Raw genomic sequence first — 22,087 nt, 5'->3', positions numbered from 1 at the left:
CTAGACGTCCACACCGGTTGGTGAGACGAGACGCCCCTGACGGCCGTGGACATTGTCCCGGCCGTCTTTCTTTGCGTGATAGAGGCGTTGGTCCGCAACGCCGAACAGCGTCGCGAATGTGTCGCCATCGTCAGACGTGGTCGCCACTCCGATCGATACGGTGATGCACTTGCCATCCGGCCTGATCACAGACGCGCAGATATCCTGGCGAAGCCGCTCGGAGAGCGCCAAAGCTCCTTCGTGATTAGTGTTCGGCAGGATCAGCACAAACTCCTCGCCGCCGAACCGCGAGAGATGATCGCGCGGCCGCGTTCGGGCCTTGAGCTGCGCTGCCACGTCCTTGAGCACCTCGTCCCCCTTCATGTGACCGAAGAGATCGTTCACGTCCTTGAACCGGTCTGCGTCGATGATCACGAGACTGAGCTGCTGCCGCATGTCGATACTTTGCTTGATCATCGCCGGCGCATCGGCTTCCAGCCGGTTGCGATCGAAAACGCCAGTCAACCGATCGACGCCGCTTGTGGCAAGCAGCGCCTGATACCGCTCGCGAAACGTCAGATCGTGAAAAATGTCGGCAATTTCGCGCCGCGACAAGGCAAGCCTCGGGATCTGTTCGACCTTGAGATAGGCGAGCAGCAGCACGGAATAGATGATCACCGCGAGCATTTTGGCGTACCAACCGCCGAACAGGACCGACAGCGGCGCGTCGAACAGCAATCGTAGTCCGGAATAGAAGGCAAGCTGGTCAAAGCTTAGAACGATCGCACCGCTGACGGCAAAGCGCAGGATGATATGGCGCCTGAAGATCCGGCCGAAACGCTCATAGAGAAGAATGATGGCGATGGCGTCGATATAGAGTAGCGCCGTACCCCATACCATGAGTGAGCCCATCTCGTTGAGAAAGACCATGTCGGCAGGCCGTCCCGCAGGAAGGGTGACGACCGGATGCGCCTGCAGGATCTGCGCGATGAGAACCGTCAGGAGATTGCCGAGAAACAGTCCGTAGATGGGCTGGCGCACCGTCGAGGCATCCTCTTTCAAGTACAAGAGGAGGATCATCATCAGCTTGCCCGCGAAGAAGACGGACGATCCGGGCGATACCAGCCCGAACGGCAGTTCGACATAGAAGACCGCCGCGAGGTAGGTCTCCATGAAGTGCATCACACCGAGCGCAGCCAAGAACACGCCAAGGCCAAGCTGGCGCCTGAAATGCAGGAAGGCGGCCATGATCGTGAAATAGACGATCGCTTCTGCAACAAACAGAAAGAGGTTCAAAACCTGCATCATCACGCCTTTTAAGCCTGGCGGACCTCGCGTTCACATCCCAAAGCGATGACTTTGTTAGATAATCGCAACACCAGTTATGCCGGTAAATTGCTGCGGCGCAATAGAGGATCTCGCGGGACCCACGAACAATCAGGCAGAGCGCGAAACGGCGCCATCCGAGAACAGCGAGGCGCCGTTCTGATCAATGATCTGCTGTGCCTTGCGAACGGCATATTCGGATGCGTCCTCCGCAGAGGTGAACATGTCTGCCCGCACGAAAGTGCGGACGAGTGTTTCGCCGGCGACATCTTTTTCGATGCGGCCGGCAAGCCGGAACTGGCTGCCTTCCTTGATCGGTGCAGGATAGATGCGGCATTCGCCATGCATCTGCGGCTCGGCTTCCCGTGCGGGCGCGGTTTCGGATTTCGGGCCGGAAAACATCGAAAGAAGAGAGGAAAGAAACGAAGCCATGGATGAGTGCTACACTTTGCTCGGCACCGGCGGAATCCGAAGACCATTCCGGTGCGATTTCGACAAAATCAGATGATCAGGTTGGCAAGGATCTCGTTTTCGGTGATGTCCTCGTAACCAAGCCCCGCCGCCTCGAAGCGCTCGTGCAGACCGGCAAAGTTTCCGGACGCGGTCGTTTCAATACCGATGAGGATCGAGCCAAAGTTGCGGGCCGACTTCTTCAGGTATTCGAAACGCGCGATATCGTCTTCCGGACCGAGCAGGTTAAGAAAGTCTCGCAGGGCGCCCGGACGCTGCGGAAGGCGCAGGATGAAGTATTTCTTCAACCCCGCATAGCGCATCGCCCGTTCCTTGACGTCCGGAAGGCGTTCGAAATCGAAGTTGCCGCCGGAAACGATGCAGACTACCCGCTTTCCGGCCAGCTTCTCGCGGCCGAGCATCTCGAGCGCGGTGATCGACAGAGCACCGGCGGGCTCCAGCACAAAGCCTTCGAGGTTGAGCATCTCCGTGAGCGTCACGCAGATCGCGTTTTCGGGAACGAGCAGAACCTGATCGGGAGAAAATCCCTTCAGCATCTCGAAATTCAGTTCGCCGATCCGCGCAACCGCAGCGCCATCCACGAAGTTGTCGACCTTCGGAAGTGTGACGAGCGACCCGGTCTGGAGGCTGGTCTTCAGGCTTGGAGCACCTGTCGGCTCGGTGAAAATAAAGTTTTCCTTCGCCACCACGTCGGAAAGATAGCCGCTCAGTCCTGACGCAAGCCCCCCACCGCCGACCGGCATGATGACGAGATCAGGCGTTGCGCCTTCCGGCAGTTGCTCGAGGATTTCAGCAGCGACTGTCGCCTGCCCCTCGATGATATGAGCCGCATCGAACGGTGGCACCATCATGCCACCAGTCTCCTCCACATGGGCGCGGGCCGCGGCATAGCACTGGTCAAAGATGTCGCCGACGAGCTTGATGGTGATGTACTGGCCGCCGAAGATCCGCGTCTTGTCGATCTTCTGCTGCGGCGTCGTTACCGGCATGAAGACGACGCCCGGCACTTCGAAATGCCGGCACACGAAGGCAAATCCCTGCGCGTGATTGCCGGCTGAGGCACAGACGAAGGTGCGATCCTTTGCCCCGTCGGCGATCGCCTTGCGAAGAAAGTTGAAGGCGCCGCGGATTTTGTAGGAGCGGACCGGAGACAGGTCCTCGCGCTTCAGCCAGATCTCTGCGCCGTATTTACGGCTCAAATGTTCGTTGAGCTGAAGCGGCGTCTCCGGAAAGATCGTCCGCATTGCGGCTTTTGCTTCGTCGACACCGAGCTTCGTCACGCTAAACATCCCAATTCTTCACGATTTCATCCGCTATGCCACACGTGCCGTAACAAGACCAAGGCCGTTTTGCAGACTTTCCGTTCTGTGCGCGTTTTTGGGAACAAAAACATCGATGCCCCAGAATCTTCGGGTAATGGCGACGGCTCTGCGCGGCACTATTGATGCAGGAGTTTGCCGATGAACCGGGTCGCTTCCGGCAGACCCGAGCGCCAATAGGTCCAGTCGTGGCCACCTTCACGCGCCATGAAGCGGTGCGGCACGCCGAGCTTCTGCAGCTTGACCGTCAGTTCCGCATTGCCCACGAAGAAGCTGTCGGACGATCCGCAATCGATGAACAGTTCCGTTTTGCGGATTGCGTCTGGAGGCGTCTTGTCGACGAGATCGAGAACGCTGTTGGCGTAGTAAGGCTGGTTCAGCCGATCCGTGCCACTCAACCCCTCACCCCAAGCCTTGCCGTACCGACGGTCATAGCCTGCCTGATCCATCGCTACAATCTGCTGATCGGTTCTGAACGCAGCACTCAGCGCTGCAGCACCGGCAAACAGATCCGGATATTTCAGCGCGTAGGCCATGGCTGCATAACCACCCATGGAAAGGCCCAGAATGCCGCGCGACTTCTTGCCTGCGATCACCGGGAACGAGCCCTCAACGTGCGGAATGAATTCCTTCACGAACATATCCTGCCACAGATATTTTCCGTCGGCATCGTTCATATAATAGGTGTTGAACTTGTTTTCCTCGTCCCGCCGACCCTCAGGCGTCACGGCGATGAAGGGCGGTACTTCGGCGCTTTCGATCAGTTTGTCGAAGATCAGGTTGGCGTTCCCATACCGGTACCAGTCCTGATTCTTTCCATCGCCACCACCGTGCATCAGATAGATGACCGGGTATCGCCGTTCGTCGGATCCGTAGCCTGGAGGAAGATAGAGCGTAAACTCGACATTCTTGCCGAGGATCCGGCTCGCCATCACCTGGCCTTCCTTTACGACGCCAGCCGCGAATGCATTCGCGCTGACGAATAGACCGGCCACAACGATCAAAATTGCCCTGAGCATACGTTTTTCTCCTACCGCTCCTCATGGAAGTAGAGGGCAAGGAGATCAATTCAATTTGAAAAGGTTAAGAATGATGGTGCGGACGACGGGGGTCGAACCCGTAAGACCTGAGGTCGGCAGATTTTAAGTCTGCTGCGTCTACCAATTTCGCCACGTCCGCCTGGGTTCCTGTTTCGTGAAGTTCGCCTTCGACGTCAAGGACGGAAATTGCAGGCGGCGGCAGGCGCGCAACAAAAAAGCGCGGAGCCGAGGCCCCGCGCTTTTCACTTGAAGTGGGCAGATCAGGCGCAGAGCTTGGCTGCAGTCTTTGCAACATGGGCGCCCTGGAAGCGTGCGCCTTCGAGTTCAATCTCGGAAGGCTGGCGCGAGCCGTCGCCGTTGGTGATGGTCGTGGCGCCGTAAGGGGAGCCACCCATGACTTCTTCCGTGCCCATCTGGCCCTGGAAGGAGTAAGGCAGACCAACCACGGCCATGCCCTGGTGAAGGAAGGTCGGGATGAAGCCGAGAATCGTCGATTCCTGGCCGCCATGCTGGGTGGCCGACGAGGTGAACACGGAGCCGACCTTGCCGATCAGCTTGCCGGCGAACCACAGGCCACCGGTCTGATCCCAGAAATTGCGCATCTGCGAGGCAACCGAACCGTAGCGGGTGCCGGCACCGACGATGATCGCATCGTATTCAGCGAGCTCGTCCGGTGTGGCGATCGGAGCCTTCTGATCAAGCTTGAAGTGCGATGCCTTGGCAACCTCTTCAGGAACCAGTTCCGGAACGCGCTTGACGGTCACTTCGGCACCGGCCGAGCGCGCGCCTTCGGCGACAGCATACGCCATCGTCTCGATATGGCCGTACGAGGAATAGTAGAGAACCAGTACTTTTGTCATTGTTTTCAATTCCTTTGCAGGTGCTGGAATGATGATCGCAAGGCGGCGACGGACCACGTCACGATCATGGCAAGCAGGACGCTTTCCGTTAACAGGCCTTGAGGCTTAGCTAGCGCAGTGTCACAGCACCGGCCAGAGGGCGATCTCTGCACGGACTGTCCACAATTGCTGAACGCGATCGAATGTTTGTCGTTTCATTCGCACGTCAGTTTTTGGATTGAACGATTGCAATCGTTTCCCGGCGCGCGCTAACGTTCCCGTGCAATGAGAAAGCGAGCGCCTCCATGTCCGATACCCTGTCATCCTCACCTACCCTCGTCAGCGCGGCGATGCTCGCCATCGGCGACGAGCTTCTTTCCGGCCGGACCAAGGACAAGAATATCGGCCACCTCGCCGACCTGCTGACGCTTTCAGGCATCGACCTGAAGGAAGTGCGCATCGTTGCGGACGAAGAAGACGCGATCGTTGAGGCTCTGAACGCTTTGCGTGCCCGGTACGATTACGTCTTCACGTCCGGCGGCATCGGCCCGACCCATGACGACATCACCGCGGATGCAGTCTCAAAAGCATTCGAAGTGCCCTGCATTCACGACCCGGAAGCGATGCGGTTGCTCGCCGAGATGTACAAGCGCCGCGAAATGGAATTCACCGAGGCCCGCCAACGCATGGCGCGGATGCCGGAGGGTGCCACGCATATTGCCAATCCGGTTTCGACGGCACCCGGCTTCGTCATCGGCAATGTCCACGTGATGGCCGGTGTACCGCAGGTGTTCCAGGCGATGATGGACAATGTTCTGCCGACGCTCAAATCGGGCTCGAAAGTGCTGTCGCGTGCAATTGCCTGCCCTTATGGCGAGGGCGATATCGGGACCCCGCTTGCGGCTGTGCAGAAGGCGCATCCGGAGACCAGCATCGGCTCTTATCCAAAATACGACGGCAAGCGCTTTTCAACCGAGCTGGTGGTCCGCGCCCGCGATCCGCAGGTTCTGGACGCGGCCGCGCAGGCTGTCGCGGACATGATTGCCAATATCGACAGCACCCGGATTGCCGACAACCCGACGGCGGACGCCTGAGAGAGACCTGCGCGAGCTGGCCTTCCCCAAGTCGATCGACCAAGCCCGATCTGGGCATCACGTAACAATTAGAGACCGGCTTTCGGCTCCCCGGCGCCGGTCAACAAGGGAGATGACGCCATGGCTTACAAAACCATTCTTGCTGTCCTCGACATTCCGCAGAACGCCCGGCAAATGGCGGATTTTGGCGCGGCCCTGGCTGAAACGTTCTCCGCCCACCTGATTGGCGTGCATGCCGAGACGCTTGCCGCCGTGCCGTTGATCGCGCCAATGGAGATCCCCGATCCCGCAGCGGTCCAGGTCCTGCAGGAGGTTGCCCAGAAGGAAACGGCCATGGTCGCCGACATCTTCAACACGGTGTCCACGCGTGAGGGACTGTCGCGCGAATGGCGCAGTTTCGTCTCCTCTGCCGGATATGGCGCGAGTTCGGTGATGGAGACTGCCCGGACCGCGGACCTCATCATTGCAAGCCAGAGCGACCCTTCCCATTCGGATCACCGGGCCGATCTCGAAACATTCCTGTTCGAGAGCGGTCGCCCGATGTTGCTCGTTCCCCACCGGATGACGGCCTTTAAGCCGATCGAGCGTGTTCTGATCGGTTGGAACGGCTCCAAGGAAGCGGCCCGCGCGACCTTCGACGCCCTGCCCTTCCTCAAGACCGCCACAAGTGTGGAAGTGCTCGTCGTCGACCCGCCGGAGCGCGGCGACCAGACGGCCGAGTTTGCGGGAACCGAGATTGCCACAAGTCTTGCGCGACATGGCGTCAACGTCACTGTCACCACGCGGATCGGTAGCCGCGAGACGCCCGCCAAGGCAATCGAAAACCGGCTTTTGGACAACAGTATCGATCTGCTGGTCATGGGTGGCTACGGCCATTCCCGCTGGTGGGAAATGCTGTTCGGAGGGACGACACGCAGCGTTCTGGATTCAATGACCGCGCTGACGCTTCTGTCGCGATGAAGGGTCGGGCGGAAGTCGTCCTACCCACCTTGCCAGAAACATCCGTTTCCCGCTATTAGCGAGAGCCAAAGCAGATCTAAGCCAAGGCTCTCCAATGTCTCTTCCCGAAAAAGCTTTCCCCGTCTCCTGGGACCAGTTCCACCGTGATGCGCGCGCGCTGGCGTGGCGTCTCGCCGGTTTGGGTCAGGATTTCAGAGCCATCGTCTGCATCACGCGCGGCGGCCTTGTGCCGGCGGCGATTATTTCGCGCGAGCTGAACATCCGTCTGATCGAGACCGTCTGCATCGCGTCCTACCACGACTACGTCAACCAGGGTGAGATGAACCTTCTGAAAGGGATTTCGCCCGAGCTCTGCGAAGACGGTGGGCTTGGCATACTCGTGATCGACGACCTGACCGACACCGGCAAGACAGCCTCCGAGGTGCGTGCCATGCTGCCAAAGGCGCATTTCGGCTGCGTCTATGCAAAGCCGTCAGGCGTGCCGATGATCGATACGTTCGTGACCGAGGTCAGCCAGGATACGTGGATCTATTTCCCCTGGGATATGGGCTTCACCTACCAGGAGCCGATCGCCAAGGGCCACAAGGGCTGAACTCCCATACGACATCCAGACCGGCCCACCCGTGCCGGTCTGTCTTCGCGCAACCGGCTTCAGACGATCAGGAAATCCTGATAGCTCAGCGCCAGGCTCTTATCGAGATGGGCGATCATGATCGAGCCGCCGGACTTGCTGCCGTTGGCATCGTAGAACAGATTTCCGGTATCGGTTTCGTAGACCAGAAAATCGTTGCTGTCCTTGGCCGCCGGCGACGTGCTTTTCAGGAAATTGCCGCTGGAAATCGCTCCGTTCTTGGTGAAGGCGGTGAAGATCGCGTTCTCCAGATGGATCAGATCGTCCACGACCGAGAAGTCGGTGATCGTATCGACATTCGTTGAGCTGTTCAGCGCCGAACTGAAGACGAACGTGTCCTTGCCGCTGCCACCGGTCAGGGTATCGTTTCCGGTACCACCGATCAGCTTGTCGTTGCCGCCGTTGCCGATCAGCTTGTCTTGTCCAGCCCGACCTTCGAGGATGTTGGCGACCGCGTTGCCGACGATGACGTCCACGCCCTTGCCGCCGATCGCGTTCTCGATCACCGTGCCCCGCGACAGCGAGAGATTGTTGATCCCGCCCGAGACGCTCGAGAATTCCTCAGCATTGAGGTCGATCCGCTGGTTTCCCGACGCCCAGCTGAAATTCAGCGTATCGCTGCCGCCGGTATCGACCAGGTTCATCGCGACATCCTTGCCGAGGAAGTCGGACTTGAGGTCGTAGGTCGTGTTGCCCGAACTGATCGCCGTGGTCCCGTAGAGGTTGCGGATGGCAAGGACGTCCACCATCATCGGCGTGATGGAAGTGGTGCCGGAGCCACCGGCCCAGACACTGACCTGATCGTCGAAATAGGACATCACCGTCAGTTGTGAGGAATCGTTTTCGAACCGGTTGTCTATGCCCCAGGTGGCGTTGCCGTCATAGTTGCCCGCATGGCCGAGCCCCAGCGCATGACCGATCTCGTGCACATAGGTGGACATCGTGTAGCTGTCTGCGCCCGCGCCGTAGTCGGTGATCCAGCTTGCCGCCACATTGACGAAAGACGCCGTGGTGAAACCGCCGATGATCGACGTCGATCCGCCGTAAGCGCCGCCCTCCTTGTCGTCGAAGGAGATCTGTGCCGAACCGGACACGAACTTGAACTTGATGCCGGAGGCTTCCGTCCAGGCAGTGAGAGCCCACTTGGCCAGCTGCTGGCCCTGGGTGGTCAGCGCACCGATGTTGACGGTCAACGTGCCGCCGGCCGCGATATTGAACTTGAAGGGCGTGCCGCCGTCGCTGGTCCAGAAATCCGTGGTCAACTGCTTAGCGATCGTATCGTAGCTTGCGAATTTCGGGGCGGTAACAACCGTCGTCTTCAGCGCATAGTCGCCTGACCATTCGTCGTCGTGACTGCCGACGCGGATATAGTAGGTGCCACTCTTTTCGGCAAAGACGCTGAGCGTCGACTTCTCGAAGTCCGTGTCGAGACTGTTCTCGTCGATATCAATCGCGATGCCGTCCGCGTCCATGACCTGGAGACCGGCCCAGCCGACCGTCCCCGACATGTCGAACTGATAGGCTTTGCCTGCCGTAAGCGAGACCTTGATCCAATCGGCATCTCCGGTCGCCAGCGCGCCGGTGAACGTGTCGCCGGCAGCGATCTTGTAGGCCGTGGAACGGCTAGCCGCTGCGTCAGTCTCTTCCGTGTAAGTCGCCATTCAAGTCTCCCCCGGCCTTCCTGTGGCCATTCAAAATCCTGATGCCTCGACAAGCTGCCGGGCAAATGCCTTCAGAATATCGTCATTCAAAGCCGCGTCCGAGACGACAGTCGTCACGACCGGTCCGGAACGCCAGCCAGCAGCTCCGTCTGCCTTCCAGCGCAATCTCGCAGACACGCTGTTTGTGCGAGCGCGCGTCACCTCGAAGACGAACTGTCCATAACCAGGTCCTCGACCCGTCATCTGCTCGACTGTGGAGCGGACAGCATTACAGGCGGATCTCGAAACTGCAGTATCCATGGTATGCGCAAATTCGCAACGATACGAAGGTCGTTGCGTCGCATCGGCAAACGCGGCGAGCGAGCCGGAGGTACAGATCAGCACGAGCCCGAGTGTGCGAAAGATTGCCTGACGACTATGCCGCGCAACGACGTCGCCGAACATCACGGGCTCCCTCTTTTGAACTCGCTTTTTGCGAAACCTACTTCCATCCCGGTTAGATATACGAAAACCGTTTACGGTACATTTGCGGAATACGAGGGATGAGAAATCGGAGCGATGGACTTACCCCTGCAAGACGTGCCGTTTGGAAACATTTCCGGCTGTCAACAGAGCGAACCGCATTTTCCCAACCTCGAAAATAATCCGAAATTGTCGCCAGTGTCACACAGATGCTTCAGAGCATAGGCAAAGTCCCTGCTTTACAGGCGTCGCACTGTCGAAGCAGTCCTGATCGCGAACGCCGTCCAATTGCGTGAACTTCGCGCAGTCCGGTACTTGACGTCGTAAATCACTGAGATTCCTCAACGTTTTTTCTTCCCCGTTATCCACAGCCAAACCTACAATATCTTGTGGTTACGAAACCACTAACAACTACGGCTTGACGAATCTCCCCTGGAGGTCGACATTGCCTTCAGGTTGCGGCGGCGACTGGACCGGGAGTAACGAGGCCGGTTCTTTTTCGAGTCAAAATGGGTTTCCTGCAGGTCGTGGCGGTTCTTGAGGATCGCCTGGTGACGGATTTCCATGGCCGCTCGATGGTCTGCTGAAACGGTGCTGGCGCTGGCGGAAAGAAACTGTTAATACTATATTTAGTGTTTGCAGCCACCATCCATCACAAGATACAGACATGCCATCCATGATGTTTCACTGGGTGATAAAATTTTGACCGGCTGCCCATGATGGCGAGCAGCCGGCATGAACACGTGCGCCCCATCGAGTGGCGCCTCACTGACGAGGGATTAGGCAATGCGCATCGAACGTCGTTTCACCAAGCCGGAAACGGGCGCCTACGGAGAGATTGAATTCCGCAAGGCAACCAGCGAGATCCGTAATCCGGATGGCTCGATCGTCTTCCGGCTTGCGGATATCGACGTGCCCACGCAGTTCTCGCAGGTTGCGACGGACGTTCTGGCGCAGAAGTATTTCCGGAAGGCCGGCGTGCCTGCGCGCCTGAAGAAAGTCGAAGAAAACGACGTTCCGTCGTTCCTCTGGCGTTCGGTTGCCGATGAAAAGGCGCTGCGCGATCTTCCCGAAGGCGAGCGCTACGGTTCGGAAATCGATGCGCGCCAGGTATTTTCGCGTCTTGCCGGTACCTGGACCTACTGGGGCTGGAAGGGCGGCTATTTCACGTCGGAAGACGACGCGTCCGCGTTCATGGACGAGCTTGCCTATATGCTTGCCACCCAGCGCGTTGCGCCGAACAGCCCGCAGTGGTTCAACACCGGCCTGCATTGGGCCTATGGCATCGACGGTCCCGGCCAGGGCCATTTCTATATCGACCCGTTCACCGGCAAGCTGACCAAGTCGAAGTCGTCCTACGAGCATCCGCAGCCGCATGCCTGCTTCATCCAGTCGGTCGGCGATGACCTCGTCAACGAAGGCGGCATCATGGACCTGTGGGTTCGCGAAGCCCGCCTGTTCAAGTACGGCTCCGGCACCGGCTCCAACTTCAGCCATCTGCGCGGCGAAGGCGAAAAGCTTTCGGGAGGCGGTCGCTCCAGCGGCCTGATGAGCTTCCTCAAGATCGGTGACCGTGCAGCCGGCGCCATCAAGTCGGGCGGCACGACGCGTCGCGCGGCGAAGATGGTCGTGGTCGATATCGACCATCCGGATATCGAGGAATACATCAACTGGAAGGTCAAGGAAGAGCAGAAGGTTGCGGCCCTCGTCACCGGCTCCAAGATCGTCAACCGTCATCTGAAGGCGATCATGAAGGCTTGCGTCAACTGCGAGGCCGATGGCGACGAGTGCTATGACCCGCTGAAGAACCCTGCCCTGAAGCGCGAGATCAAAGCTGCCAAGAAGGACCAAGTTCCGGAAAACTACGTCAAGCGCGTCATCCAGTTCGCCCGCCAGGGCTACAAGGATCTTGAATTCAAGACCTATGACACGGACTGGGATTCGGAAGCCTACCTCACGGTATCCGGCCAGAACTCCAACAACTCTGTCTCGCTAAAGGACGACTTCCTCAAGGCGGTCGAGAATGACGGCGACTGGAACCTGACCGCCCGCAAGGACGGCAAGGTCATGAAGACGCTGAAGGCAAAGGACCTTTGGGAACAGATTTCCTATGCCGCATGGGCATCTGCCGATCCGGGCATCCACTTCAACTCGACGATGAACGACTGGCACACGTCGCCGGCCGGTGGACCGATCCGCGGCTCGAACCCGTGCTCGGAATACATGTTCCTCGATGACACCGCCTGCAACCTTGCTTCGCTGAACCTTCTTCAGTTCAAGAACCCGGCGACGAAGAACATCAACATTGCCGATTACGAGCATTCGGTCCGCCTGTGGACCGTCGTTCTCGAAGTCTCGGTCATGATGGCGCAGTTCCCGTCCAAGGAAATTGCCGAACTCTCCTACCAGTACCGCACGCTCGGCCTCGGCTATGCCAACATTGGTGGCTTCCTGATGTCGTCGGGCATTCCGTATGACTCGAAGGAAGGCCGCGCCATTGCCGGCTCGCTGACCGCGATCATGACCGGCGTTGCCTATGCGACGTCTGCCGAGATGGCCGGCGAACTCGGACCGTTCGCGAATTTCGCACCGAACCGCGAAAGCATGCTGCGGGTCATCCGCAACCACCGCCGCGCGGCTTACGGCGAAACCTCCGGCTACGAGCAGCTGTCGGTCGATCCGGTTGCGCTGATCCACTCGGAAAACCCGGACCAGGATCTCGTCATCCATGCAGAGGCTGCCTGGGACAAGGCGCTGCAGCTGGGTGAAAAGCACGGCTACCGCAACGCCCAGACAACCGTGATTGCGCCGACAGGCACGATCGGTCTGGTCATGGACTGCGACACGACCGGCATCGAGCCCGACTTTGCACTGGTCAAGTTCAAGAAGCTTGCCGGTGGTGGGTACTTCAAGATCATCAACGGTGCCGTTCCGGAAGCGCTTCGCAGCCTCGGCTATACCGAAAGCCAGCTTGCGGAAATCGAGGCCTATGCGGTCGGTCACGGCAACATCAACCAGGCTCCCGGCGTCAACCCAGGCACACTGAGGGCAAAGGGCTTCTCCGACGAGAAGATCGCTGCCATCAACGGCGCAACCAAGGCTGCCTTCGACATCAAGTTCGTGTTCAACCAGTGGACGCTCGGCACCGACTTCCTCAAGGAAACCCTGAAAGTTTCCGACGAGCAGCTCGCCGACATGAGCTTCAACCTGCTTGAGCATATCGGTTTCTCGAAGAAGGACATCGAAGCTGCCAACATCCACGTTTGCGGTGCGATGACGCTGGAAGGCGCACCGTTCCTCAAGGACGAGCATCTGCCGGTGTTCGATTGCGCCAACCCGTGCGGCAAGATCGGCAAGCGCTACCTGTCGGTTGAAAGCCACATCCGCATGATGGCGGCCGCCCAGCCGTTCATCTCCGGCGCAATCTCCAAGACGATCAACATGCCGAACGAGGCAACCGTCGAAGATTGCGGCGCGGCCTACATGCTGTCCTGGAAGCTGGCTCTGAAGGCCAACGCCCTCTACCGCGATGGTTCGAAGCTGTCGCAGCCGCTCAACGCCTCGCTGATCGACGAAGACGATGCAGAGGACGCGATCGAGGACCTGATTGCAGCACCAACTGCCGCACAGGCCGTGACGATCACCGAAAAGATAGTCGAGCGGATTGTCGAACGCGTCACCCGCGAACGGGAAAAGCTGCCGAACCGCCGCCAGGGTTACACCCAGAAGGCCAATGTCGGCGGACACAAGGTGTATCTGCGCACAGGTGAATTCGGTGACGGCCGCATCGGCGAGATCTTCATCGACATGCACAAGGAAGGCGCCGCCTTCCGTGCAATGATGAACAACTTCGCCATCGCCATCTCGCTCGGTCTCCAGTACGGCGTGCCGCTCGAGGAATATGTGGAGGCCTTCACCTTCACCAAGTTCGAGCCGGCCGGCATCGTGACGGGCAATGACGCGATCAAGAACGCCACGTCGATCCTCGACTACGTGTTCCGCGAACTGGCCGTGTCCTATCTCGGCCGTCACGATCTGGCGCATGTGGATACGTCGGACTTCTCGCAGACGGCACTTGGCAAGGGTATCGAGGAAGGCAAGACCAACCTTCTCTCCACCGGCTGGACGCGCGGCTACAAGCCGACCCTCGTCTCGGGTGGTTCCGACCGGTTGGCTGGCAACGAGCCGAAGGGTTCGGCAGGGGGCTCCGCGGCAAAGGCCTCGGTCGGCAGCGGCGGCGGCAACGTCACATCGTTTGCCGGCTCGGCTGCCCGCAAGCTCGAGACCACGCTTGCGATCTCCACATCGGAAGTCGTGTCCTTCAAACGCGACTACGAAGAGCGGCCTCGCGAAGTGGCAGATGACATCGCCGACGAGCAGCTTGCCGACGAAGGCCAGCAGGTCGCAACCGCCCTCTTCTCGGACAAGGCCGAGGCAGACGCTGCCGCTGCCAAGGCGGAAGCCAAGAAGAAGGAAGCCGATCGCCGCATGAAGTCGATCATGCAGGGCTACACCGGCAACATGTGCACCGAGTGCCAGAACTTCACCATGGTCCGCAACGGAACATGCGAAAAGTGCGACACCTGCGGCGCAACGAGCGGCTGCAGCTGATTTGAGACGGGATTGGTGAGCGGCTAGCCCTCACCTGAGCCAAATTAGTCTAACCTGATCCCCGCACTGATGATGTTCAGTGCGGGGATTTTTCTTGCGGCCTTTTCCTCAAACACTGAATAAACTCTGTTCGTAGCTGTTCCCTCGAAACAGTCTTTCCCGTGTATGCCAAAAGCGAGGAACCGAGCTTAGAGCGCTGGCGACCCATGGCCAGCAACGGCATGACCTGCAATCCGGTTTGACGCTCGCGTGGCCCACCCCACTTCACAAAGCCGTGTCACCGCACTTCGCCTTGCGGGCATCAACCTCCCGTTAGCTTTTCGTTGACCATAATGGTCCCGTATTCGCCGGGCTGCGGTTTTCGCATCCCGCTGTCACAGTTTGCGTAAAGCGGGTTTGTCGTGTCCCAGTCTCTGTCGATTAAGTCTGTACCCGGTGCTGCACGCGCACTTGTGAACCTCGCCTCGCAAGCGGCCGGCAAGGCTGCACGGTCTGCGGGCGCAGCCGGGCTTGCGGTGGCGGCTTTGTTGGGATCGGCGTCGTTTGCCTTTGCCGAGGATCGGTCTCTCAAGCTCTATTTTACCCATACGGGCGAAAAGGCGACGATTACCTACAAGCGGGACGGCAGGCTGGATCAGAAGGGTCTTGCCCAGATGAACCGGTTCCTGCGCGACTGGCGCCGCAACGAGACGGCGCGAATGGATCCGAACCTGCTCGATCTCGTCTGGGAGATCTACGAGCGTTCCGGCACCAACAATTACATCCACGTCGTATCGGCCTATCGTTCGCCTGCCACCAACAACATGCTGCGCGGTCGCTCACGCTCCACCGGGGTTGCGCGCAAGAGCCAGCATATGCTTGGCAAGGCGATCGATCTCTACATTCCCGGCGTCAAGCTTTCGACGCTGCGGGCCATCGCTGTTCAGATCCAGGGCGGCGGCGTCGGTTATTACCCGACATCCGGCTCGCCCTTCCTGCATGTGGATGTCGGCAATGTCCGAGCCTGGCCACGTCTGTCGCGGCAGGAGCTGGCGCGTATCTTCCCGAACGGCAGAACCATCCATGTTCCCGCCGACGGAAGACCGCTCCAGGGCTATAGCGTCGCGATGGCCGATCTCAAACGCCGTGGCAGCGGCAAGTCGATCGCTATTGCGCGTGCGACCATAGATATCGAGGCCGACGATGATGCAGGTGCCGGAAAACGGGTCGGCAGCGGCCTGATCACCGCGATGCTGCCAACACCACGCAGCCGCGCGCTTGCAGCACTCGACGAGCAGACGACGCCACGGCCATCGGCGCGTGCGACGGTTGCCGTGGCGCCGGTACCCGCCTTTGCCGATCTGGCATCTCTCGCAATCCCGGCCCCGGGCCTGCGTCCGGCGGCTGAAACCGCGTCATCGGCTCCTGCCGCCGTCATCGAAACCGCCTCGCTTGGTCCGGCACCGACGGCCGCATCGGCGTCCGCGCTCGGAAACAGCATGCCGATGCTGCCGCGCCCTGCACCGGGCTTCGTACCCGCCCTCGCCCTTGCTGCGCCGGCGAAAGGACTTCCAGAACCAAGACACTCGCTGGCATCGCTGCCGATCACCGGGCCGCAGATCGATCCGGAAGACGAGTTTGATGGCGAAGACGTTTTGATCTCCTGGGCGATCTCGCCCCCCGGCGCATCGACCGGAATGACCGCGCCGCTCGTCGTCGGCCGCACGCTGACGGATCTGACTGCAAAACCCAGCAACGCAGAGCCTCTGCCGCTCGGTATTGCCGAAGAGTTCGATCATAGCCGGTTCTGGTCGGACGGCTGATCGGCCACCGGTTCAGACCCATCGTTTTCATACCGATCATGAAGAGGGCCCGCGATTGCGGGCCTTTTGAGTTTATGGGATGAGCGATGGGGCAGAAGTTGTGGCTCGCAGCGTTTCCCGACGGACATCGATAGGCAAACCGTTGAGACGGCTCAGCCCAAGTCCCCAACGAAAAAAGGCCCGCGTGAGCGAGCCTTTTCCGTTCCGGGTGTGACCGGATTAATCAGAACCTGTAGTTCACGCCAGCGGTAACCGAGTGGTCATGAACGTCCGTACGGGTTTCGACGCCTTGGTAGGAGCTCTTGACGTTGTCGGTCATGACATAGTTGTACTCGACGCGGGCCGAGATGTTGCCGGTCAGCTTCTGCTCGATGCCGGCACCCAGCAGGAGGCCAGGCTTCCAGCCGTCCGGGCCGGTAACATTGTCGCCATCGCGATACTTCGTCATGGCAAGACCGGTCGTGCCGTAAAGCAGCGTCTGGTCGAGCGGAACACCAGCCTTGACCTTGGCGGCCATGCGATGACGCTCGGACAGCTTGCCGCCGCGGGCCTTCACGTCGGCATCGCCGAGATAGGAGTAATCGAGTTCGCCACCAACGATAGCGCCGCCCAGGTCGTGGTTGTAGCCGCCGTGAACGCCGAGGTTGAGGCCCTTGCCGCTGGCAAACGGGTTGATCCTCGGCGACGTTACACCGCCGTGTCCACCGACATAAGCACCTGACCAACCGGCCGGTTCGCTCGCAGGTTCGCTGTAGGCGGGCGCCTCATAGGCGCTGGTGAGATCCGCAGCCATAACGGGGCTGGCGGCAAAGGCGGCGACGAGCGCCAGGGCAAGTGTCTTCTGGGTCATTGCGTTTACTCCATACAAAGCCTGCAAGTGGCGGATGCGCAGGCGATACAACCGGCTGAAAGCCGCGGGACGATCCAGGCAACCCAGCCCAGATAGCGAGGACAATCCCGCACCGTATTGCGATTTATTTTCACGAATTCATAAACGCATCGTTAACTGCGTCCGTCCGGAACGACCTTTGTGCGATATCTTCAGATCACGATATTGGGATGCCAGAAAGCCCGCAAAATCGACGTTTTTTGGGAACCTTTTCGGGGGTCGTTAAATTGGATAGATTCGACCATCACAGAGGAGAACCGCACATGCTGACGAATACCGCACGGCAGTCCGTCCCGTCGCCGGAGGAGAATGTCCTGACCGTCCAGGAAGCGCTCGAGCCGCTGTTTCTTGCGCTCGAGGAAGAGGCGGAAGTAAGGATGATTGCAGCGGCCCTGAAGGCCGGCTGGACCGCGGAAGAGGCTGTCACAGCAATCGACGAACTGCGAATGAACGAACTGCTGCCGAACAACCCCTCGCACTAGGACAGGCCGAAATTATCGGTCGCCTCGCTTCTACCGCTCCCCTACACTGCTTCCGACTTACGTCGGAATGCAGCGAGGACAGATGACGTTCAGAAGAATTTGCGTATATGGCGCGGGCGCGCTCGGAAGTGCATTTGCCGCAAAGATAGCGGCGGGATCAGGAGCCGACACGGAGCTGTCGGTTGTGGCGCGAGGCGCACAGCTTAAGGCAATCCGAGAGAACGGGTTAAACGTCGTTTATGAAGACACGGGCATCGATCCGGTCCGCGTACTCGTTGCCGCGACGGATGATCCGTTCAGTCTGCCTCCACAGGATCTTATAATTACCGGTTTGAAGGGCCATCAGCTCGCAGCCGCAACAGATGGTCTGGCGGCACTGCTTGGCGAAAGCACGCGCGTCGTGATGATCCTGAACGGAATTCCTTGGTGGTATTTCCATGGGGATATGGAAAGCGGCTTTGGAGGCCGGCAGATCCCCGAGCTCGACGCAGACAGTTGCATCTGGAACGCCATCGGTCCGGAACGCGTGATCGGTTGCGTCGCGTATCAAGGTGCAGAAATCATCGAACCCGGCAAGACACGCCTGAACGGCAAAGGCCACTTCTTTCTCGGAGAACCCAGCGGCGAGATGTCCGACGACCTGTCGGCGATCGTGGACCTTTTCCAGCGCTGCGATCTCGATGCCAAGGCAACGCCGCGGATCAGAGACGAGATCTGGGCGAAGCTTCGTGGCAACGCCGCCTTCAATCCCATCAGCGCCCTCACCCGCGCCTTGATGATCGACATGATGTCAAACCCGGATATCGCCGAAATCGTTCGGAAAATCATCAACGAGGTTCAGGCCGTCGGCACCGCGTTTGGTGCGAGGTTCACCCAGACGGCCGATGAAATGTTTGCGAGAGCGCAAGGTTTCGGGCCAGTAAAAACCTCGATGCTTCAGGATCTACTTGCGGGCAAGGCGCTGGAGATCGTGCCGTTGACGGGCATGGTCGTGTCGCTCGGAAAACTGGCCGGCGTGCCAACGCCTGTGTGCGAAACCATCTTTGCGCTGACCGCTCAACTGGACCGCCAGCACCTCACAAACTGAATCAAATCGCTCTCGACCTGAGTCCGGAAATCGCTTCAAGTCTCTGTAGAGAAAGCTTTTTACGAAACCAGAAAAAGAAAAGTCCCGCTGCGGGGAGCAGCGGGACCAGGTAGATTGGAGGTCAAATATTTTGTCGTTTTTGGGCGACGCGGGGGGAAACATCGCCTTGCTTTATCTGTCTTGCCAGCGGGCTGGTGGCTCAGCGCGTCGGCATCATGCTTAAATAACACCCAGGAACGCAGTAGGTTCCATAGATCTTTAACCGGGTGTCTGTAGGATTGTTGTACCCATATACTGGCATGAATGAGGCAAGCATGGCAGGTCCGAATTTTCGCTACACGCATTATGATCTCAAACCGCAGCGCGCCGGCACGATCATTGAAGTCACGCTCAATGGGGTGAACAACGTCCGCCTGATGACTGCTGCGAACTACCAGCGGTTTACGGAACAACTCGATTTCAAGTTCGTCGGCGGCGTTGCGAAGAAATCGCCGCTGCGGATCGCCGTTCCGGAAAACGGCCACTGGCATCTGGTGGTGGATATGGAAGGGCATCACGCTCTGGCCGAGTCTTCGGTGAGGCTCGTCGCGGCACCGGGTCAGGCGCAGAAACCAGGCATCGCCAGGGCTTCCTGAGGCTTAGCTGCCGCCGCGCTCCTTGCGCAGCTTCGACCACCAGTCGAGACGCTTTCTGATGTCACGCTCGAAGCCACGCTCCGGGGGATCGTAATAGGTCTGGCGGCCCATTTTTTCCGGGAAGTAGTTCTGGCCTGAAAATGCGTCGGGCTCGTCGTGATCGTAGCGATACCCGTCATTATAGCCCTCTGCCTTCATCAGCTTGGTCGGGGCATTGAGGATATGCTTGGGTGGCAGAAGCGAGCCGTTTTCCTTGGCAGCCCGGGTGGCCGCCTTGAAGGCCATGTAGACCGCATTCGATTTCGGGGCTGTCGCCAGATAGACGCAGGCCTGGGCGAGCGCCAGCTCCCCTTCAGGCGAGCCTAGATAGTCGTAGGCATCCTTGGCGGCATTGCACACGACAAGCGCCTGCGGGTCGGCAAGGCCGATATCCTCCACGGCCATCCGTACCAGACGTCGGCCGAGATAGAGCGGGTCCTCGCCGGCATCGAACATCCTCGCGAGGTAATAAAGTGCGGCATCGGGATCCGAGCCCCGCACCGACTTGTGGAGCGCGGAGATGAGATTGTAGTGGCCGTCCTGTGCCTTGTCGTAGACAGGGGCGCGGCGCTGGACGATCTCGGTGAGACCGACGGTGTCGAACACCTCACCCGTCCTTGCCGCACGCCAGATTTCCTCGGCGAGCGTCAGAACCGCACGGCCGTCTCCGTCCGCCATCCGAATCAGGCTTGCACGCGCGCCGTCATCGAGCGGCAGCGGCTTTGCCTCCACTTGCTCAGCGCGTTCCAAAAGTTCGCTGAGGCTCTCCTCGTCGTGACTGCGGAAGGTCAGAACGCGCGCGCGAGAGAGAAGAGCGGCGTTGAGTTCGAAACTCGGGTTCTCGGTGGTAGCGCCCACGAGGATCACCGTGCCGTCTTCCATGACGGGCAGGAAACTGTCCTGCTGGGCGCGGTTGAAGCGGTGGATCTCGTCGACGAAGAGAAGCGTCTGGCGGCCCTGCATGCGTCTCAGGCGTGCCGATTCGAACACTTTCTTCAGATCCGCGACGCCGGAAAAAATCGCAGAAATCTGTTCGAAAGCGAGGCCCGCCTCGCCCGACAACAGCCTCGCGACGGTCGTCTTGCCGGTACCGGGCGGACCCCAGAAGATCATCGATCCGAGCGAGCCGGAATCGATCATGCGACGAAGTACGCCATCGTCACCCGTCAGATGAGCCTGACCTGTCACCTCCGAGAGCGTCTTCGGCCGCAACCGGTCGGCAAGCGGCCGCCGGCTGGCGACCTCTTCTGGGACTTTCGGTGCAAACAGGTCGTCGCTCATCAGCCCTTACCGTTCATCGGAAGAACTGCCGGATACGCTGGCCCTTGCGTTCGATCTCGACCCGCCAGAACCCCGGATCGGTGCGGAGCATCTTTTCCATGACAGTCGTCGAAGCGACCGCCTCGCCGTTCAGCGAGACGACGATGTCCTGTGGCTGGAAGCCAAGACGACCGGCAGGCGAGCCGCGCGAGACGTCGGTGACGACGACGCCGCTCTTGTCTGTGGGCATGCGCAGTTCCGTGGCGAGTTTCGGTGACAGGTTGGCAATCCGAAGACCGGCGAAGGGATTGCGGCCTTCCAGCACCCGCTCGTCGCGCGGCGTGCTTTCCGGCGCGGAATTGAGTGCTAGCTGAAGGTCGCGCATGCCGTCGGGCGTCTGGACGCTCAATTTCGCTCCCTTGCCGAGGCCAGCCGTCGTCAGCCGGTAGCCGAGCGCATCGGGATGCTCGACTGGAATGCCATTGACGGCCGTCACGACCTCGCCGGGCTTCAATCCTGCCTTGTCGGCCGGACCGCCTTCGACGACACGCGAGACCAGAGCGCCGCGGGCGGCCTTCAAGCCGAGCGCTTCGGCGACGTCAGAGGTCACGGCATCGAAGGTCGCGCCGACATAGGGACGGTCGAAGACCGACTTGCCTTCGGAGGCAGCCGCCAGGAAGACCTTGACAAGATTTGCCGGAATGGCGAAGCCGATCCCGTTCGATCCGCCACCGCGCGAGAAGATCGCGGTGTTGATGCCGATCAGTTCGCCATTCATGTTCATCAGCGCGCCGCCGGAGTTACCGGGATTGATCGACGCGTCGGTCTGGATGAAGAAGCCGAAATCTCCCGACGACACCTGGTTGCGGGCAAGCGCCGACACGATGCCGCTGGTGACTGTCTGGCCGACACCAAACGGATTGCCGATCGCAAGGACGAGATCACCGACCTCGGTGCGATCGGAATCGGCCAGCGGCAGAACCGGAAAATTTTCCTTCGCCTTGATCCGCAACACGGCCAGATCGACGCTCTCGTCTTTCAGGACGAGTTCGCAGGGAAACTCCCGGCCGTCCGCCAAGGCGATCTTGATATCATCAGCGCCTTCGATGACGTGATTGTTGGTAACGACAAGACCGTCGCCGGAGAGAATGACACCGGAACCGAGCGAAGACTGCTTTTCCGAACGGTTCGGCATGCGCTGGCCGAAGAACTGCTCGAAGAAGGGGTCGCCGGAAAACAGGTTCGGGCGCTGCACGACGCGCTCGGCATAGACGTTGACGACGGCACCGGAGGTTTGCTTGACCAGCGGCGAGAACGAGAGCTGCATTTCCTGCCGGCTTTGCGGCACCGTCTTCTGGTCCTGCGCAAAGGCGCCAGCGGGGGCCAATGCCGCGAGCAGGACGACGCTGAGCGAGAGCTGCCTGAGATGCCGTTCGAACGGTCGCTTGAGCGTGCTGGACATGTGATTCCTCTTACAAATTGCTGGATGACGTTGTAGCG

At 59.7% G+C, this 22,087-nt stretch carries 18 protein-coding genes and 1 tRNA gene; 8 read left to right on the top strand and 11 right to left on the bottom strand.

What is annotated here, in order from left to right:
- The 6 genes from ASF70_RS13100 to wrbA form a co-directional block, all read right to left on the bottom strand.
- Nucleotides 1-1,287 (bottom strand): GGDEF domain-containing protein, encoded by a 1,287-nt coding sequence (locus ASF70_RS13100; protein WP_174196768.1) that lies wholly within the window; start codon nt 1,285-1,287, stop codon nt 1-3.
- A gap of 129 nt (nt 1,288-1,416) precedes the next feature.
- On the bottom strand, nt 1,417-1,737 hold the full coding sequence (locus ASF70_RS13095; protein WP_062580306.1) for an HlyU family transcriptional regulator: 321 nt from the start codon (nt 1,735-1,737) through the stop codon (nt 1,417-1,419).
- Between the two features lie 68 nt (nt 1,738-1,805).
- A complete protein-coding gene (ilvA, locus tag ASF70_RS13090; protein ID WP_062457637.1) occupies nt 1,806-3,065 on the bottom strand; it encodes a threonine ammonia-lyase in 1,260 nt (419 codons plus the stop codon).
- Nucleotides 3,066-3,214: 149 nt separating this feature from the next.
- Nucleotides 3,215-4,114, bottom strand: coding sequence for an alpha/beta hydrolase-fold protein (locus ASF70_RS13085; protein ID WP_062580300.1), 900 nt, complete (start codon nt 4,112-4,114; stop codon nt 3,215-3,217).
- A gap of 74 nt (nt 4,115-4,188) precedes the next feature.
- Nucleotides 4,189-4,274: transfer RNA gene (locus ASF70_RS13080), tRNA-Leu, on the bottom strand.
- Between the two features lie 121 nt (nt 4,275-4,395).
- The gene (wrbA, locus tag ASF70_RS13075) at nt 4,396-4,995 is read right to left on the bottom strand and encodes an NAD(P)H:quinone oxidoreductase type IV (RefSeq protein WP_062581387.1); all 600 of its coding nucleotides are present in this window, start codon (nt 4,993-4,995) and stop codon (nt 4,396-4,398) included.
- Between the two features lie 284 nt (nt 4,996-5,279).
- Between wrbA and ASF70_RS13070 the strand changes: the two genes are divergently transcribed.
- From ASF70_RS13070 to gpt, 3 genes are all read left to right on the top strand, one after another.
- Nucleotides 5,280-6,068, top strand: coding sequence for a competence/damage-inducible protein A (locus ASF70_RS13070; RefSeq protein WP_062580299.1), 789 nt, complete (start codon nt 5,280-5,282; stop codon nt 6,066-6,068).
- Nucleotides 6,069-6,188: 120 nt separating this feature from the next.
- Entirely contained in the window at nt 6,189-7,028 is an 840-nt protein-coding gene (locus ASF70_RS13065; protein ID WP_062580297.1) for a universal stress protein, read from the top strand.
- Nucleotides 7,029-7,122: 94 nt separating this feature from the next.
- Entirely contained in the window at nt 7,123-7,620 is a 498-nt protein-coding gene (gpt, locus tag ASF70_RS13060; RefSeq protein WP_062457651.1) for a xanthine phosphoribosyltransferase, read from the top strand.
- 59 nt (nt 7,621-7,679) lie between these two features.
- On the opposite strand, the gene ASF70_RS13055 is transcribed toward gpt, so the two are convergent.
- Both ASF70_RS13055 and ASF70_RS13050 read right to left on the bottom strand, forming a co-directional pair.
- The gene (locus tag ASF70_RS13055; RefSeq protein ID WP_062580295.1) at nt 7,680-9,320 is read right to left on the bottom strand and encodes a M10 family metallopeptidase C-terminal domain-containing protein; all 1,641 of its coding nucleotides are present in this window, start codon (nt 9,318-9,320) and stop codon (nt 7,680-7,682) included.
- Nucleotides 9,321-9,350: 30 nt separating this feature from the next.
- Nucleotides 9,351-9,764: a hypothetical protein gene (locus ASF70_RS13050; RefSeq protein WP_062580294.1), complete on the bottom strand. Its 414-nt coding sequence runs from the start codon at nt 9,762-9,764 to the stop codon at nt 9,351-9,353.
- Between the two features lie 804 nt (nt 9,765-10,568).
- On the opposite strand from ASF70_RS13050, the gene ASF70_RS13045 reads away from it, so the two are divergent.
- A complete protein-coding gene (locus ASF70_RS13045) occupies nt 10,569-14,393 on the top strand; it encodes a vitamin B12-dependent ribonucleotide reductase (RefSeq protein ID WP_062580292.1) in 3,825 nt (1,274 codons plus the stop codon).
- A gap of 401 nt (nt 14,394-14,794) precedes the next feature.
- The gene (locus tag ASF70_RS13040; protein WP_244474035.1) at nt 14,795-16,195 is read left to right on the top strand and encodes a DUF882 domain-containing protein; all 1,401 of its coding nucleotides are present in this window, start codon (nt 14,795-14,797) and stop codon (nt 16,193-16,195) included.
- A 223-nt stretch (nt 16,196-16,418) separates the two neighbouring features.
- Here the strand turns inward: ASF70_RS13040 and ASF70_RS13035 are convergent, their stop codons facing one another.
- Complete coding sequence (locus tag ASF70_RS13035) at nt 16,419-17,045, bottom strand: outer membrane protein (protein WP_062580290.1); 627 nt, start codon at nt 17,043-17,045, stop codon at nt 16,419-16,421.
- A gap of 302 nt (nt 17,046-17,347) precedes the next feature.
- Between ASF70_RS13035 and ASF70_RS13030 the strand changes: the two genes are divergently transcribed.
- The 3 genes from ASF70_RS13030 (at nt 17,348) to ASF70_RS13020 (ending at nt 19,288) form a co-directional block, all read left to right on the top strand.
- Nucleotides 17,348-17,566 (top strand): hypothetical protein, encoded by a 219-nt coding sequence (locus ASF70_RS13030; protein WP_062457666.1) that lies wholly within the window; start codon nt 17,348-17,350, stop codon nt 17,564-17,566.
- A gap of 82 nt (nt 17,567-17,648) precedes the next feature.
- Entirely contained in the window at nt 17,649-18,653 is a 1,005-nt protein-coding gene (locus ASF70_RS13025) for a 2-dehydropantoate 2-reductase (RefSeq protein WP_062580288.1), read from the top strand.
- A 314-nt stretch (nt 18,654-18,967) separates the two neighbouring features.
- The gene (locus ASF70_RS13020) at nt 18,968-19,288 is read left to right on the top strand and encodes a DUF1883 domain-containing protein (RefSeq protein WP_062457672.1); all 321 of its coding nucleotides are present in this window, start codon (nt 18,968-18,970) and stop codon (nt 19,286-19,288) included.
- Nucleotides 19,289-19,291: 3 nt separating this feature from the next.
- Here the strand turns inward: ASF70_RS13020 and ASF70_RS13015 are convergent, their stop codons facing one another.
- Together ASF70_RS13015 and ASF70_RS13010 are read right to left on the bottom strand one after the other, a co-directional pair.
- On the bottom strand, nt 19,292-20,608 hold the full coding sequence (locus ASF70_RS13015) for a replication-associated recombination protein A (protein ID WP_062580286.1): 1,317 nt from the start codon (nt 20,606-20,608) through the stop codon (nt 19,292-19,294).
- 13 nt (nt 20,609-20,621) lie between these two features.
- Nucleotides 20,622-22,049, bottom strand: coding sequence for a DegQ family serine endoprotease (locus tag ASF70_RS13010; protein WP_062580284.1), 1,428 nt, complete (start codon nt 22,047-22,049; stop codon nt 20,622-20,624).
- Nucleotides 22,050-22,087 lie beyond the last annotated feature (38 nt).

It is taken from the genome of Rhizobium sp. Leaf321 (genome assembly GCF_001423215.1).
GTDB classification, from domain to species: domain Bacteria; phylum Pseudomonadota; class Alphaproteobacteria; order Rhizobiales; family Rhizobiaceae; genus Neorhizobium; species Neorhizobium soli.
The sequence above is the reverse complement of the archived record's forward strand: the minus strand, read 5'-3'. Positions and strand labels throughout refer to the sequence as shown.